Consider the following 16,419-nt stretch of genomic DNA (forward strand, 5'->3'; position numbering starts at 1 on the left):
CGCGCGGAAAGCGCGCGGCCCCTCTCATTGCACGGAGAAAGGTTTCCGATGTCCATGCCAGCGTTGAGCAACGATAGTGCTCCCCAGGTCGTGCCGACCGCGGTGGCGTCCACCTCGGCGTCCATCGTAACGATGACGCCCAAGCAGCCGCCGAAGGCCGAGCGCTATGTAAAGATGGCACGTGAGGCCGCGGTGCGCGTGGTGCCGCCGCTGATCGTGCTGGCGCTGTTCCTGCTGATTTGGGAACTGGTCTGCCGCCGGGCCGGCTCGGCGCTGCCGCCGCCCTCCCGGGTCTTCAGCGACACCCGGGAGCTGATCTTCGATCCGTTCTTCGATCATGGCGGCATCGACAAGGGCTTGTTCTGGCATCTCGAAGCCAGCCTCCGGCGCGTCGCCTTCGGCTACGCGATTGCCGTCGTCGTCGGCGTCGGTGTCGGCACGCTGATCGGCCAGTCGGTGTGGGCCATGCGCGGCCTCGATCCGATCTTCCAGGTGCTGCGCACGATCCCGCCGCTCGCCTGGCTGCCGCTGTCGCTGGCGGCGTTTCGCGACGGCCAGCCGTCGGCGATCTTCGTGATCTTCATCACCTCGGTGTGGCCGATCATCATCAACACGGCGGTCGGCATCCGGAACATTCCGCAGGACTACCGCAACGTCGCCGCGGTGGTGCAGCTCAATCCGCTGGAGTTCTTCGCCAAGATCATGATCCCGGCGGCCGCGCCCTACATCTTCACCGGCCTGCGCATCGGCATCGGCCTGTCGTGGCTCGCGATCGTCGCGGCCGAGATGCTGATCGGCGGCGTCGGCATCGGCTTCTTCATCTGGGACGCGTGGAACTCCTCGCATATCAGCGAGATCATTCTCGCGCTGTTCTATGTCGGCATCATCGGCTTCGTGCTCGACCGCATGATCGCGGTGGTCGGCAAGATCGTCACCCGCGGCACTGCGACGAATTGAGAGGTAGAGATCATGGCCTATCTGAAGCTCGACCACGTCGACAAGACCTTCACCCGCGGCACCGCTACCACCGAAGTGCTGAAGGACATCAACCTCTCGATCGAGAAGGGCGAGTACGTCTCGATCATCGGCCATTCCGGCTGCGGCAAGTCGACGATGCTCAACATCGTGGCGGGGCTCACCACGGCCACGACCGGCGGCGTGCTGCTGGAGGAGCGCGAGGTCAATTCGCCGGGACCTGACCGCGCGGTGGTGTTCCAGAACCACAGCCTGCTGCCCTGGCTCACGGTCTATGAGAACGTGCGGCTCGGCGTCGACAAGGTGTTCGCCAAGACCAAGACCCGGGCCGAGCGCGATGCCTGGACCATGCACAATCTGAATCTCGTGCAGATGGCCCATGCCAAGGACAAGCGTCCGAACGAGATCTCCGGCGGCATGAAGCAGCGCGTCGGCATTGCCCGCGCGCTCGCCATGGAGCCGAAGGTCCTGCTGCTCGACGAGCCGTTCGGCGCGCTCGACGCGCTGACGCGGGCGCATCTGCAGGATTCCGTGATGGCGCTGCACCAGAAGCTCGGCAACACCATCCTGATGATCACGCACGATGTCGACGAGGCCGTGTTGCTGTCCGACCGTATCGTGATGATGACCAACGGTCCGAGCGCACGGATCGGCGAGGTGCTCGAGGTCGCGCTGCCGCGTCCGCGCAAGCGGCTCGAGCTCGCGACCAACGCCACCTACGTGAAGTGCCGCCAGCGCGTGCTGGAATTCCTCTATGAGCGCCATCGCTACGTCGAGGCGGCGTGACGATTCGAACGCGGAGGACGGATCGAACCGCCCTCCGCCTCGGGCGACTAACGGGTTCTCGTCTCCATCATCGAAGGATTTCCCATGACGCCGTCTCAGATCGAATTGGTTCAGGACAGCTTTGCCAAGGTCGCGCCGATCTCCGATCAGGCCGCGGGCATCTTCTACGATCGCTTGTTCGAGGTCGCGCCGCAGGTGCGGCCGATGTTTCCAGACGATCTCACCGAGCAGCGCAAGAAGCTGATGGCGACGCTGGCGGTCGTCGTCAATGGATTGGCGAACTTGCCTGCGATCCTGCCGGCAGCAAGCGCGCTGGCCAAGCGCCACGTCGATTATGGTGCCAAGCCCGAGCACTATCCGGTGGTCGGCTCGGCGCTGCTGTGGACCCTGGAGAAGGGACTGGGCGAGGCCTGGACGCCCGAGGTCGCCGAGGCCTGGACCGCGGCCTATGGCACGCTGTCCGGCTTCATGATCGCGGCAGCCTACGGCAAGGCGCAGGCGGCGGAGTAGACGTCTTGAGTGAACCGCTCGTCATCGTCGGCAATGGCATGGCCGCTGCAAAGCTGGCCGAGGAGCTGTCGCAGACCGCGCTCGGCCGCTACGCGATCGCCGTCATCGGCGAGGAGCCGCGTCTGGCCTACAACCGCGTGCTGCTGTCGTCGGTGCTGGCCGGCGAGGCTGCGTCCCACGAGATCGAGCTCAAGCCAGCCACCTGGTGGCGCGAGCGCGGCGTGACGCTGAAATACGGTGCGCGCGTGACCGCCATCGATGTCGGCCGCCGCGAGCTCCAGATCGAGAACGACGAGAACGTGGCGTTCTCGCGCCTGGTTCTGGCCACCGGCTCGCTGCCGCTGCGGCTTCCCGTGCCAGGCGCCGATCTGCCGGGCGTGCACACGTTCCGCGACAGCCGGGACACCGACGTGCTGTTAGCGCTGGCGGCGAGGAAGGGGCGCGTGGTGGTCGTCGGCGGCGGCCTGCTCGGGTTGGAAGCGGCCTATGGTCTGGCGCGTGCCGGCGCCAGGGTGACGCTGTTGCATCTGATGGACCGGCTGATGGAGCGGCAGCTCGATGCGCCGGCGGCCGCGTTGCTGAAGGCGCTGGTGGCGCGCAAGGGGATCGAGGTTCTGCTCAATGCCAGCACCGCGGCCATCCATGGGGACGGGCGGGTCGAAGGAGTCGAACTGGCCGATGGACGGCGCCTCGCCACCGACGCCGTGATCTTCGCGGCCGGAATCCGGCCGAACGTTGCGCTGGCGAAAGAGGCGGGGCTCGCCGTCAACCGCGGCATCGTCGTCGATGACGCCATGCAGACCTCGGCCCCCGGCATCTTCGCGCTCGGCGAATGCGCCGAGCATCGCGGCACCTGTTATGGGCTGGTCGAGCCGGCCTACGAGCAGGCGCGGGTGCTGGCGCGACATCTGGCCGGCCGCCAGGCGGCCTATGGCGGCAGCGTCGTGTCGACCAACTTGAAAGTGTCCGGCGTATCCGTGTTCTCGGCGGGCGACTTCATCGGCGCCGAGGGCAGCGAGGCGATCGTGCTCAACGATGCCAAACGCGGCATCTACAAGAAGCTCGTCATCACGGAGGGGCGCCTCACCGGCGCCGTGCTGATCGGTGAGACTCAGGACGCGTTGTGGTATCGCGAGCTGATCCGGAGCCGCGAGCCGGTCGCAGCGATCCGGACGGCGATGATGTTCGGGCGCGCGGGCGCGCGGCCGCAGGCAGCGTGAGAAGGGGCCACGCACGACGATGACGACGGTCGATCCGAAGCTGCTGACGGTGCGCACTGCGTGTCCTTACTGTGGTGTCGGTTGTGGCGTGCTCGCCACGCCCGACGGCCGCGGCGGCGCTGCCATCTCCGGCGATCCGATGCATCCCGCCAATCTCGGCCGGCTTTGCTCCAAGGGTTCGGCGCTCGGCGAGACGCTCGGGCTCGAGAGCCGGCTGCTGTACCCGATGATCCGCTGCAAGGGCGGCATGCAGCGGGTGGCGTGGAGCGATGCACTCGATCACGTCGCGACCCGCCTGAAGCACATCGTCGCCCGCGACGGCGAGGATGCGGTGGCGTTCTATCTCTCCGGCCAGATGCTGACCGAGGACTATTACGTCGCCAACAAGCTGATGAAAGGCTTTCTCGGCTCGGCCAATGTCGACACCAACTCGCGGCTGTGCATGGCCTCGTCGGTCGCCGGCCACCGCCGCGCCTTCGGCGCCGACACCGTGCCCGGCACCTATGAGGATCTCGATCAGGCTGATCTGCTGGTCTTCGTGGGCAGCAATGCCGCCTGGTGCCATCCGGTGCTGTATCAGCGCATGCTGGCCAACAAGCAGACGCGCGGCGCCAGGTTCGTGGTCATCGATCCACGTCGCACCGACACGTCGAGCGACGCCGATCTGTTCCTGGGATTGAAGCCTGGCACTGATGCGGCGCTGTTCTCCGGCCTGCTGGTGCATCTCGCCGACAGCGGTGCGCTTGATCACGACTACATCAACGCTCACACCAGCGGCTTCGACGAGACCCTGGCCCGCGCCCGCAGCCTCGCCGGCAGCGCCGCGGCGACCGCGCTCGCCACCGGCCTGTCCGAGGTCGACGTCGCCGCCTTCTTCAAGCTGTTCCGCGAGACTCCCGAGGTCGTCACCCTGTATTCGCAGGGCGTCAACCAGTCGGCGCAGGGCACCGACAAGGTCAACGCGATCCTCAACTGCCATCTTGCGACGGCGCGCATCGGCAAGCCGGGCATGGGGCCGTTCTCGCTGACGGGCCAACCCAATGCGATGGGCGGCCGCGAGGTCGGCGGGCTCGCCAACCAGCTCGCGGCCCACATGGGCTTCACGCCGCCAGACATCGACCGCGTCCGCCGCTTCTGGAAGGCCAAGGACATCGCCACCCATGAGGGTCTCAAGGCGGTCGCGATGTTCGAGGCGATCGCGCGCGGCGAGATCAAGGCGCTGTGGGTGATTGGCACCAACCCCGCGGTGTCGCTGCCGGACGCCGATCTGGTCCGCGCCGCGCTCAAGAAGCTCGAGCTGTTCGTCGTGTCCGAGAACGTCCGCTCCAACGACACCGTCGATGCCGGCGTCCACGTGCTGCTGCCGGCGCAGGCCTGGGGCGAGAAGTCGGGCACCGTCACCAACTCCGAGCGCCGCATCTCGCGGCAGCGCGCCTTCCTGGCGCCGGCCGGCGAGGCCATGCCGGACTGGTGGATCCTGAGCGAGGTCGGCAAACGGCTCGGCCACGCGGGCGCCTTCAATTACAACTCTGCGGCGGAGGTGTTCCGCGAGCACGCGGCGTTGTCGGCCTTCGAGAACGACGGCACGCGCGATTTCGACATCGGCGCGCTGGCCTCGCTCACCGACGACGAATACGAGACGATGGCGCCGGTGCAATGGCCGGCGCGCGCGGGCAAGCCGCCCGAACCGCGCTTTTTCGCCGACGGCGCCTTCTTCACCAACGACAGCAAAGCGCGCTTCGTCGCGCCGGAAGTGCCGGCGCTGCGCGGTGAGACCACCGCCGCCCGCCCGCTGCGCCTGAACACCGGGCGCATCCGCGATCAGTGGCACACGATGACGCGCACCGGCTTGAGCCCGCGGCTATCAGCGCATCTGCCGGAGCCGTTCGTCGAGGTGCATCCGGACGACGCGCTGAAATACGGCCTGATGCATGACGGCTTCGCCAAGGTGACGACCGAGCACGGCCAGTGCATCCTCAAGGTCGTGGTCAGCGAGCGCCAGCAGCGCGGCATGCTGTTCGCGCCGATCCATTGGAACGCCACCAACGCCTCGCATGGCCGCGTCGGCGCGCTGGTCGCCTCCCACACCGATCCGTTCTCCGGCCAGCCCGAGGCCAAGGCGACCCCGGCTGCGATCAGTTCTTATGAGTACGTATTCCGCGGCTTCATCCTGTCGCGCAACGAGCTCACGCTGCCGTCCAACCTGTGGTGGGCACGCGCGACGGTGCAGGGCGGCTTGGGCTATCTGTTCGCCGATAACGGCGATCTGTCGCGCTGGCCGGCCTGGTTCAAGGCGCGCGCCACCGACGACGTCACGGACTACATGGATGTCGGCGGCGGCGTCTATCGCGCCGCGTCGTTCGCCGGCGATCGCATCGAAACCTGTCTCTTCGTCGGCCCCGGCCATGATGCCGGCGACTGGAACGTCGTGAAGACGATGTTCGCCGCCGATCGCCTCGACGACGACCAGCGCCGCGTGCTGCTGTCCGGCCGCGCGCCCGACGGCGTCGGCGGCGGCCCGATCGTCTGCGCCTGCTTCGGCGTCGGCCGCGACACCATCTGCGATGCGATCACGGCAGGTGCGCGCACGCCCGCCGCCATCGGCGCGCAGCTCAAGGCCGGCACCAATTGCGGCTCGTGCATTCCGGAGATGAAGCGGCTGATCGCGCAGACGGCCACGGACGCCCCGCCGATCGCGGCGGCGAGCTAGCCGAGAACACTGTCATTCCGGGGCGAGGCCAACGGCCTCGAACCCGGAATCTCGACATGGTCGAAATGAAACAGCGCAAGACAAGCCCGGGATTCCGGGTTCGACGCTGACGCGTCGCCCCGGAATGACGTGGGTGTGGAGGCGCGTCAGATGCCTTGAGCAGGGAGGGCACCCAATCGACGTCGTGCGCCTCATCCACTATGCTCCCGCGCATGAAGCACAAGACATTCGGAACCGGCGGGGCCAGCGTCTCCGTCATCGGGCAGGGCACCTGGTATCTCGACCACGCCGATCGCAGCCGCGCCATCGCCACGTTGCGGCGCGGCCTCGATCTCGGGATGAGCCACATCGATACCGCGGAGATGTATGGCGATGCCGAGCTGGTCATCGCCGAGGCCATCGCCGGCCGGCGTGACGACGTGTTCCTGGTCTCGAAGGTGCTGCCGAGCAACGCCTCGCGCAAGGGCACCATCACCGCCTGCGAGCGCTCGCTGAAGCGGCTGAAGACCGACCGGCTCGACTGCTATCTCCTGCACTGGCCGGGCTCCTATCCGCTCGCGGAGACGGTGGCGGCGTTCGAGGAGCTCAAGGCCGCCGGCAAGATCGGGTCCTGGGGCGTCAGCAATTTCGACGTCGACGATCTCGATGAACTGCTGAAGGTCGCAGGCGAGGGCAAGATCGCCTGCAACCAGGTGCTCTACCATCTGCAGGAGCGCGCCATCGAGCACGCGGTGATCCCGTGGTGCGGCCAGCATGGCGTCGCCGTCGTCGCCTACTCGCCGTTCGGCCATGACGACTTTCCGGAACGTCGCAGCGCCGGCGGCGAGGTGCTGCAGCGCATCGCGGAGCAGCATGGCGCAACGCCGCGCCAGATCGCGCTCGCCTTCCTGACGCGGGCGTCGTCGCTGCTCGCGATCCCCAAGGCGTCGCGGCCCGAGCATGCCGAGCAGAATGCCGCGGCCGGCGACATCGAGCTGACCGCAGCCGAGATCGCCGCAATCGATCGCGCCTTTCCGCGCGGGCCGAAGCCGCGCGGGCTGCCCATGCTGTAATGCAGCATCACGGAAAATTACGGATGTTTGCTACTCCGGCGCGTGGCAACGCATAAGTGCTGCCCGCTTCGATGGGTTGTCGCGGCGTCGCGATTGGCGTTTTGTCGCCACTCACCGAATCGTCCCCGTTCCAAAACTCCCGAGTTCGACCGTGACCCCGCCACCGAGTGCGGCCGCAGCCGCGCGCCTCGACGACGTGCCGACCTCCGTGCAGGAGAAGCCGCAGGCCACGCGCAAGCGCGCGCCCGCGCGGGCCGACCGGCCGTTCCGCGGCATCGCGCTGATCCTGCTGTCGACCGTGTTCCTCGGCACCTCGGACGTCACAGCGAAATATCTCTCGAAGACGCTGCCCTCGATCGAGATCACCTGGATCCGCTTCGTCATATTCGCAGCGATCATGGTGCCGGCGATGATCCCGGGCTCGCCGCTGTTCGCGATGCGCACCGAGCGGCTCAAGTTCCAGCTGCTGCGCGGCGTTGCGCTGCTCGGCTCGTCGCTGATGTTCATCACCGGTTTACGCTATCTGCCGATTGCCGAGGCTTCCGCGACCGGCTTCGTCGCGCCGCTGTTCGTCACCGCGTTGTCGATCGTGTTCCTCAGCGAGAAGGTCGGCCTGCGCCGCTGGATTGCAACCGCCGTCGGCCTGTGCGGCGTCCTCGTCATCCTCCGGCCCGGCACTGGCGCGTTCCATCTTGCCGCGCTGTTTCCGATCGTCTCGGCGTTCGCCTGGGCTTGCACCCTGATCATGACGCGGATGATGAGCGGCCGAGAGCACGCCATCACCATCATGACCTACTCGTCGATCGCCGGCGTCTGCATGCTCTCGGTGATGGTGCCGTTCGTCTGGGTCACGCCGTCCTGGCAGGACATCGGCTTCGGCGTGCTGGTCGGCGTCGCCTCGACCATGGGGCAGTGGATCGTCGTGCTGGCGTTCCGCTATGCCGACGCCTCGGTGCTGGCGCCGTTCTCCTACACCCAGCTCCTGTGGGTCAGCATCCTCGGCTTCCTGGTGTTCGGCGAGGTGCCGGACGTCTGGACCATCGTCGGCGCCGCCTTCATCGTCTCCAGCGGCCTCTACACCGCCCATCGCGAGCGCGTCCGCCGCTCGCAACTGCTGCAGGTCGCCGGCGAGAGCTCGCCGAATCCGTGAGCCCTCGCTCGCGCATCCCTGGCGAATACGGGGGTGTGAATTTTTGGGCGGATGCGTTGCGCGATCGCCACAACCGGTGCGAAACGCGTAATGATCTGAAATCATTGGAAAAACGCATTCGCATCGCGTCCCGACCACCAAGTCTGAGCTGCTAGGTCTTGGACTGCACGAGAACGTGCAGAGCAGGGCTTGGGAGCGTCGGAGTGGGGATGTCGGGCGACAACACGGCTGACCGGGCTGTCCGCTGGCGGGTTGGCGGATTGGTGCTCGTGGTCGGGCTCGGGCTGGCGACGGCCGCGCAGGCGCAAACCGACTACACCTGGGGCGGTCCCGGCGCCACGACGACGACCTCCGACTACAATCTCTCGACCAACTGGGAGACCCCGCCGGCCGGCGCGCCGCCCGCATCGGGCGGCCAGGAGGCGTTGTTCGGGGCCACCGGCGCATCGACCATCACGGTCACGGCGCCGATCAATCCGGATTCCTGGATCTTCCTCAGCAACGCCCAGTCCTATTCGATCGGCGGCGCCGACGTGAATTTCGGCGTCGCCGGCTCCGGCTGGGGCTTCATCAACAACGCCAATTCCGGCCAGACCATCACCATCGGCAACAACCTCGGCGAGACCGTTGCCGGCGTGCGCGCCGAATTGCTCGGCAACAGCACCACCATCCTGCTCGGCACCAATTCCTACTCCGGCGGCACCTTCATCGGCAGCGTCGCGACCCTGCAGCTCGGCGATGCCACCCACACCGCCCGGATCGTCGGCGACGTGTCGAATTTCGGCATCTTCAACATCGTCAGGGCCGACACGTCCGGCATCGTCTCGCTCACCAATGATGGCGGCACCACCAACTTCCTCGGTGCGAGCTCCGCCGGCACGATGACGATCGTGAACCAGTCGATCGCCACGACCGCGTTCGGTGTCGCCGGCGGCACGGACACGGCCACGGCCGGCAACGCCGTGATCACCAACCATCAGGGCCGCACGCTGTTCAACGCCAATACCAGCGCCGGCAACGCGACGATCACGAACGACACGTTCAGCATGCTGGCGTTTGTCAATGCCGCCACGGCCGCCAATGCGGTCATCACCAATGGCGGCAATTCCTACGTGATGTTCGGGATCGGCTTCGGCAGCGACACCCCGTCGGCCGGCAATGCCACCATCACCAACAACATGAACGGCCAGGTCCAGTTCAACGCCCATTCCACCGCGGCGAACGCGACCGTCACCACCAATGACGGCGGCTCGACGCTGTTCTTCGATCACGCCAGCGCCGGCTCCGCCACGATCATCACCAATGATGGTGGCCGCACGCGCTTCCTCGACAATACGACCGGCGGCACCGCCCAGTTCGTCACCAATGGCACCGGCGTGGTCGATTTCTCCGGTAGCACGGGTGTCAATGGCGACGGCCGCATCACCGCCGGCTCGCTGGCGGGCTCCGGCAACTACTACATCGGCGCCTTCAACACGCTGGTGGTCGGCGGCAACAATCTCTCCACCGAGGTCTCCGGCGTGATCGGCGACACCGATCCTTGCGGGTGCGGCACCATCGGCCCAGGCTCGCTGACCAAGGTCGGCAGCGGCAAGCTGACATTGTCCGGCGTCAATACCTACACCGGCACGACCACGATCGACGGCGGCATCCTCGCCGTGAACGGCTCGATCGCCAGCAGCAATGTCGTGGTGAATTCCGGCGGCGCGCTCGGCGGCAACGGCATCGTCGGCAGCACGCTCATCAACGGCGGCGCACTCGCGCCGGGCAATTCGATCGGGCTGCTCACCGTGCAGGGCAACCTCGTGTTCACGACGGCTGCGAGCTACATGGTCGAGGTATCCCCGGCCAATGCCGACCGGGTCAACGTGACGGGAACGGCGACGCTCGGCGGCGCCACCGTGCAGGCGAGTTTCGCGCCCGGCAGCTACGTCAACAAGCAGTACACGATCGTCAATGCGACCGGCGGCGTCAGTGGCACCTTCAATGCGCTGGTCAACACCAACCTGCCGGCCAATTTCACTTCTCGTCTGAGCTACGACGCCAACAACGTCTATCTGAACCTGACGCTTGGCTCGACCGGCACCAACAACACGAACCAGCAGAACGTCACGGACACCACGACCGGCTATTTCAACCGCACCGGCGGCATTCCGCTCGCCTTCGGCGCGCTGACCCCGGCCGGCCTGACGCAGGTCTCCGGCGAGATCGCCACCGTTCCGCAGCAGGCGATGTTCGACTCGATGAAGATCTTTCTTGGCCTGATGACCGATCCTTTCGTCGCCGGTCGCAGCGCGAACGCATCTAGTCCGGCTGCGGCGTTCGCCGACGCAGGGCGGGGCGCCGCGCCGCGCGATGCCTTCGCGCGCATGCCGGTGAAGGCCACACCGGCCCAGCGCTTCGATGAGCGCTGGAGCACCTGGGCCGCGCCGTTCGGCGGCGGCTCGTTCACCGATGGCAACGCCGCGCTCGGATCGAACAACGCCACGATCCGCGAGGTCGGCTTGGCCGCTGGCGCCGATTACATCGTGTCGCCGAGCTGGCTCGCCGGCTTCGCGCTGTCTGGCGGTGGCACCAGCTTCGGCGTCAATGGCGGCGGCAGCGGCCGCTCCGACCTGTTCCAGGCCGGCGCCTTCACCCGCTATCGCCATGGTCCGGACTATCTCTCCGCCGCGCTCGCCTATGGCTGGCACGACGTGACCACCGACCGCACCGTGACCGTCGCCGGCGTCGACCAGCTCCGCGCCCGCTTCAATGCGTCGGCCTATTCGGCCCGCCTCGAGGCCGGCCGCCGCTATGCCACGCCGTGGGGCGGGATCACGCCCTATCTCGGCGGCCAGGCGACGGCTTACGTGCTGCCGTCCTATGCCGAGCAGGTGCTCTCCGGCGCCGGCACCTTCGCGCTGACCTATGCCGGCAAGACTGTCACCGATGCGCGCACCGAGCTCGGCGCGCGCGTCGATCGGTCGTTTGCGCTCACCGACGGCGTGCTGTCGCTGCGCGGCCGCGCCGCCTGGGCGCACAATTTCAACCCGGATCGCACCATGACGGCCGGCTTCCAGGTGCTGCCGGGCACGAGTTTCGTCGTCAACGGCGCTGCGCAGTCGCGCGACCTTGCGCTGACCTCGGCCTCGGCCGAAATGGCCTGGCGCAACGACTGGTCGGCGGCTGTGACCTTCGAGGGCGAGTTCTCGACCATCAGCCGCTCCTACGCCGGCAAGGGCGTGCTGCGCTACAGCTGGTGATTGCGCGACGTCGTGTGGCTTGGAGCCGGCGTGCACCGATGCTAGGGGTGCGCTGAGCAACAAGAACAACAGGGAGCACGACGCCATGATCAACCTGACGCCCGAGACCGTCCTGCCCGACGACGGCACCAGCGGCACGCTGGTCGGCCGGGTCTGGCGCCCCGACGTGGACGGACCGGCCGTGGTCGCCGTGCGCGATGACGGCGTTTATGACGTCACCTCGGCTTTCCCCACCGTCAGCGCGCTGTGCGAGCAGGATGATCCGGCGACGGCGCTGCGCGGCATGGGCGGGCAGCGCATCGGCGACCTCGCCGGGATCCTCGCCAACACCCCGCCGGATTGCCGCGATCCGGCCAAGCCGTGGCTGCTGGCGCCGGTCGACCTGCAGGTGCTGAAGGCGGCCGGCGTCACCTTTGCGATCTCGATGCTGGAGCGCGTCATCGAGGAGCGGGCGCGCGGCAACCCGGCCTCCGCCGAGGCGATCCGGAAAGAGGTGGTGCGTCTGGTCGGCGACGATTTCTCCAAGCTCAAGCCGGGCTCGGACCAGGCGATGCACCTGAAGCAGGTGCTGATCGAGCAGAACGCCTGGAGCCAGTATCTCGAGGTCGGCATCGGGCCCGATGCCGAGGTCTTCACCAAGGCGCCGACCTTGTCATCTGTCGGCACCGGCATGGATGCCGGGCTGCATCCGAAATCGACCTGGAACAATCCGGAGCCGGAGGTGGTGCTGGCGGTGTCGAGCCGCGGCCGCATCGTCGGCGCGATGCTCGGCAATGACGTCAACCTGCGCGACTTCGAGGGCCGCTCGGCGCTGCTGCTGTCAAAGGCCAAGGACAACAACGCCTCCTGCGCCATCGGACCGCTGCTGCGGCTGTTCGACAAGAGCTTTTCGCTCGATGACGTCAGGAAGATGGATGTCGCGCTGACCGTGACCGGCAGCGACGGCTTCGTGCTCGACGGTCATTCCTCCATCAGCAAGATCAGCCGCGATCCGACCGATCTCGTCGCCCAGACCATCGGCGCCGTGCACCAATATCCCGACGGTTTTGCGCTGTTCCTCGGCACGATGTTCGCGCCCGTCAAGGACCGCGACGCTCCAGGGCAGGGGTTCACCCACAAGCGCGACGACATCGTCACCATCTCGGCCCCGCAGCTCGGTCGCCTCGTCAACCGCATGCGCAACAGCGACGAATGCGAGCCCTGGACCTTCGGCGTCGGCGCCCTGATGCGGAGTTTGTCGCGGCGCAAGCTGATCTGAGGCTTGCTTAGTCGTTATTCCGTCATGTCCGGGCTTGTCCCGGGCATCCACGTCCTCCCACGTATGCCGAATGACGTGGATGGCCGGGACAAGCCCGGCCATGACGACGTGGAGATAGACGAGGAATGGCACTCTGGTCCTCGTATGCGGTCGCCCTGTTGCGGATACCCGGCCGCAGTCCTCACACGTGCCCCGACGCCATCTGCCCGGCGGCGCGGCGGGCGCGCTCCTGCAACTGCGTGGGATCGCCCAGCGCGGCACGCTCTCGCACCACCGACAATGCATGGTCGCGCTCGGCCGCCGCGCTGCGGCGCGGCTCGGGGCGGCGCAGGCCGAGATCATCCTCGATCGGATCCTTCGGCACCAGCGACAGCGCCCGCTCGAACGGATCGAGCGAGGCCTCGCGGCCCTTGCCGCTGTCGCGGCTCGGCTCGGGCTCCGGCGACCGCCGCGCCACCAGCGTCTTGATGCGTCCGATCAGGCCGGACGGCGCTTCCGGCGGAGCCGGGTCGAACGGATCGGCATAGAAGGTCGCACCGGCCTTCTCGACCATGCCGGCGAGCGCGCTGACCATGCGCGGCGAGCCGCAGGCATAGACGACGTCGGAGGCGGTCAAGGTCGGCATGTGCGGCTCGATCCGTCCGGTGCGGATCGAGGGATGATCGATCGGGCCTTCCTCGACGGTCGGGATGATCGTGACGTTCGGCAGACGCGCGAGCTGTGCCAGGATCGGCGTCATGTAGAGCTGCGGCAGCTTCTTGGCGCCGGCGATGATCACCATCGGCCGGCTGCGGGACTCGCGCAGCGCCATCGCGGCGATCGCCCAGATCGGCGCGAAGCCGGTGCCGCTGCCGGCGAGGACGAGACGGCCGGTGCCGCCCGGGCGCAGGAACGCATGCCCATACGGCCCCTGGATGCGCAGCCGATGGCCGGGACGGATGCCGCTGCCGAGCGCGGTCGTGACGCGGCCGCCACGCACGCGCTTGATGTTGAGATGGATGACGCGGCCGCCGATGCGGCCGTCGAACGACGCCGTCGGACTGTAGGCGCGCGCCGGATAGCCGTTGAAGGTGAACTTGAAGTACTGCCCCGGCAGATAGCTGATGCTCTTCTCCGGGGCGATCATCAGCTCCATGATGTCGGGCGCGACCTCGCGCAGGCCGACCAGGCGCGCCTTGCTGGTGTCGATCTCGGGCACGTCCTCCATCTCGACGTCGAGGTCGGACACGACGCGCGCCTGGCACGCATAGATCATGCCCTGCGTATGCGTCTCGCCGCACACCGTCTGCCCCTTGGAGACATGAACCATGCAGGTGCCGCAGGTGCCGGCGCGGCAGTCGAACGGAATCTCGACGCCGTTGGCCAGCGCGCCATCGAGCAGCACGTCACCCGCGCGGACGCGGAACTGGCGGCCCTTGACGGTGACGGTCCTGAAGTTCGACATGGTTCACTCCTCGATCGAATACGCTGTGACAATGTGGGCTGAAGGACGCCGCGGGATCACGCCCTGTCGGGTGAGACGCGGATGAGGTTCTTGTTGGCCGTGCTCTCGAACCGGCTCGACCAGTAGTTCGAGGCCATCACCGGCCGCTTCAGCCAGCTCACCTTCGGCGAGCGCAGCACCAGGAACCAGAAGAAGAACGGCGTCGTGACGAGGTGCGAGACCAGCGGAAACCAGTCCGGCAGCAGCGACGCCGGACCGGGCAGGCGATACCAATAGTAGGTGCTGACCGCCGTCGCGGCGAAGATGCGGTGCATCCGGGTGCGGGTGGCCGGCTTGTAGCGCAGCATGTGCTCGCCGATCCTGAACACGATGTAGCTGATGACGGCCGCGCCGAACGGCCAGACATAGGCAGTGATGATCTCGGCACTCCCGACCTGCTGCGGCGGATAATCCGGCACCTGGAACCAGCCCCAGACGAAGCCGGGAAAGCTGCCGATCAGGAAGTTGCCGAGGAACTGCTGCACCTTCGTCGGCACGCCCGCGGTCGGCGTCAGCTCCGGCGTCGAGTCCGGGCACGGATTGCTGCAGGCCTCGCAGATATTGCAGCGGGCGTTCTTGAAGGTGAGAGCGGGGTTGGTGCCGTACAGACGCTCGACGGGGTGGATCGGGCACAGCGAGGTGCACCAGCCCGAGCGCATCTCGAACACCGAGCCCATCGCGAACGCCATGACCGCAGCCGACAGCAGCATGAGCGCCGTCAACGGCCCGTCAACATTGAGTCCGATGCGCCGCATCGGCACGACGATGAAGAGCGAGGTTACGCTGATCACCGCTAAGGTCGCCGCGCCCCATTCCGGCATCCGGATGTTCTGCGAGATGCCCATCTTGTTCGGCAAGAGATGAAAGGTCGCCATCGGACAGATGTTGCGCCACAGGCCGGGCGAGATCGTCACCAGCGCCGGCGCGACCGGAATCAGCAGATTCCACATCAGGGCGATGCCGAGCGCAGGGAAGAACAGCAGCAGATTCACCAGCAGCACGCCGACGACCAGCATGACCGTCTGCATGGTCAGCCAGAATCGCCGCTCGGCCCGGCCGGTGCTGCGGCTGCCCGGCTGCGCGGCCGGCTGATACCTGGCGGGAGCCACCTGCACGGCCACGTGTGTGAGCGGCCGGGCCTCTCGACGGTGCGAAGCGTAGTCGTATTGGGACGAACGTTGAGCGCTGTTGTTTCGCATTGCTTTCCAGGACGCTGGTTACTTGGCACGGCGCGCTGGTGTGACGAGGCCGGGCCAGACGTGCTCGTCCGCCAGGCCTGTTAGTTCGCGTCATCAGCGCATGCTGTGCCGCGGAATCTGCCGACGAGATGTGGCGCTTTTTGACGGCCAATATGGACGTGTCTGGGCCATGCTGCGGTGGGCCTGCGGCCGTTTGATCTGGATCAAATCGAGGAGCATCAAGCATTTGATCTGGATCGAGGTTTGTTTTCGAGTGCGTTTGATCTGGATCAATGACGGCCTTCACCGTGACAGATCGCAGGCGCAATGAAGGCGCGTGTGCGTGGGATGCGGCATGCGAAAGCTGCCCGTCGGGCAAATCGGGGCGTGCGCGAGAAATCCTGTCCAGCCCTGTGCGGAAAAATAAATCGCTTGTCTATTTCGTAAAATCAGCATTAGAGTCCCGCCCGTTCCGTTGCGTCGGAGGGGACGTATCGCGGTCGTCATGGACGTCGGCAGCGGAATGCGATGGGCGTGTGTCGTTGCAGCGTGATCATTCGCGCGGACGAACAGCGATGCACGCACGGTCAAGTCGCGCGGTCCTGGCACCCCGATGCTGGTGTCCCGCGGCGGAGCGCGCAAAGCGCATCGTCGCGCACGGTGGCCAAAAGCCGGCGCACCGGGGAGAACGCGAAGCAGCCGTCAAAACCATCGCGCAGGGAGGGCCGGGCGTGTTCGGCCAGACCTGTGGTACCTGCCGCCTGCATTTTTTTTTCGCAGGCGGGCCACGGGCGGTGTGCCGAGTATGAACGACAGCTTGGAGGTGGAAGTCCTCTATCCAGCCTGATGGCG

11 protein-coding genes are annotated in these 16,419 nt (G+C 66.9%); 9 read left to right on the forward strand and 2 right to left on the reverse strand.

All coding sequences use genetic code 11. From position 1 onward, the window contains the following. The first annotated feature begins 48 nt into the window (after window positions 1-48). The 9 genes from ntrB (at window position 49) to QX124_RS29490 (ending at window position 12,906) form a co-directional block, all read left to right on the forward strand. Window positions 49-957 carry a nitrate ABC transporter permease gene (gene ntrB / locus QX124_RS29450; protein ID WP_315799036.1) on the forward strand — a complete coding sequence of 303 codons (909 nt, stop codon included), beginning with the start codon at window positions 49-51 and terminating at the stop codon, window positions 955-957. Window positions 958-969: 12 nt separating this feature from the next. Beyond that, the gene (locus tag QX124_RS29455) at window positions 970-1,761 is read left to right on the forward strand and encodes an ABC transporter ATP-binding protein (protein WP_315737171.1); all 792 of its coding nucleotides are present in this window, start codon (window positions 970-972) and stop codon (window positions 1,759-1,761) included. Between the two features lie 84 nt (window positions 1,762-1,845). Then, window positions 1,846-2,271, forward strand: a complete 426-nt coding sequence (locus QX124_RS29460) for a globin family protein (protein ID WP_315779528.1) — start codon at window positions 1,846-1,848, stop codon at window positions 2,269-2,271. A 5-nt stretch (window positions 2,272-2,276) separates the two neighbouring features. Next, window positions 2,277-3,491: an NAD(P)/FAD-dependent oxidoreductase gene (locus tag QX124_RS29465; protein ID WP_315776398.1), complete on the forward strand. Its 1,215-nt coding sequence runs from the start codon at window positions 2,277-2,279 to the stop codon at window positions 3,489-3,491. Window positions 3,492-3,510: 19 nt separating this feature from the next. Then, window positions 3,511-6,201: a molybdopterin-dependent oxidoreductase gene (locus QX124_RS29470; protein ID WP_315799037.1), complete on the forward strand. Its 2,691-nt coding sequence runs from the start codon at window positions 3,511-3,513 to the stop codon at window positions 6,199-6,201. Between the two features lie 212 nt (window positions 6,202-6,413). After that, on the forward strand, window positions 6,414-7,253 hold the full coding sequence (locus QX124_RS29475; protein WP_315737175.1) for an aldo/keto reductase: 840 nt from the start codon (window positions 6,414-6,416) through the stop codon (window positions 7,251-7,253). A gap of 196 nt (window positions 7,254-7,449) precedes the next feature. Continuing rightward, the gene (locus tag QX124_RS29480; RefSeq protein WP_315799045.1) at window positions 7,450-8,403 is read left to right on the forward strand and encodes a DMT family transporter; all 954 of its coding nucleotides are present in this window, start codon (window positions 7,450-7,452) and stop codon (window positions 8,401-8,403) included. 209 nt (window positions 8,404-8,612) lie between these two features. Beyond that, window positions 8,613-11,648, forward strand: a complete 3,036-nt coding sequence (locus QX124_RS29485) for an autotransporter domain-containing protein (RefSeq protein WP_315799038.1) — start codon at window positions 8,613-8,615, stop codon at window positions 11,646-11,648. A gap of 85 nt (window positions 11,649-11,733) precedes the next feature. Further along, window positions 11,734-12,906, forward strand: a complete 1,173-nt coding sequence (locus QX124_RS29490) for a fumarylacetoacetate hydrolase family protein (RefSeq protein WP_315799039.1) — start codon at window positions 11,734-11,736, stop codon at window positions 12,904-12,906. A gap of 181 nt (window positions 12,907-13,087) precedes the next feature. Here the strand turns inward: QX124_RS29490 and QX124_RS29495 are convergent, their stop codons facing one another. Then, window positions 13,088-14,350, reverse strand: a complete 1,263-nt coding sequence (locus QX124_RS29495; RefSeq protein ID WP_315799040.1) for a 2Fe-2S iron-sulfur cluster-binding protein — start codon at window positions 14,348-14,350, stop codon at window positions 13,088-13,090. Window positions 14,351-14,406: 56 nt separating this feature from the next. Further along, entirely contained in the window at window positions 14,407-15,510 is a 1,104-nt protein-coding gene (locus QX124_RS29500) for a ferredoxin (protein WP_315737179.1), read from the reverse strand. Window positions 15,511-16,419 lie beyond the last annotated feature (909 nt).

This window comes from Bradyrhizobium sp. SZCCHNRI3043 (genome assembly GCF_032377735.1).
In the GTDB taxonomy this organism is placed as follows: domain Bacteria; phylum Pseudomonadota; class Alphaproteobacteria; order Rhizobiales; family Xanthobacteraceae; genus Bradyrhizobium.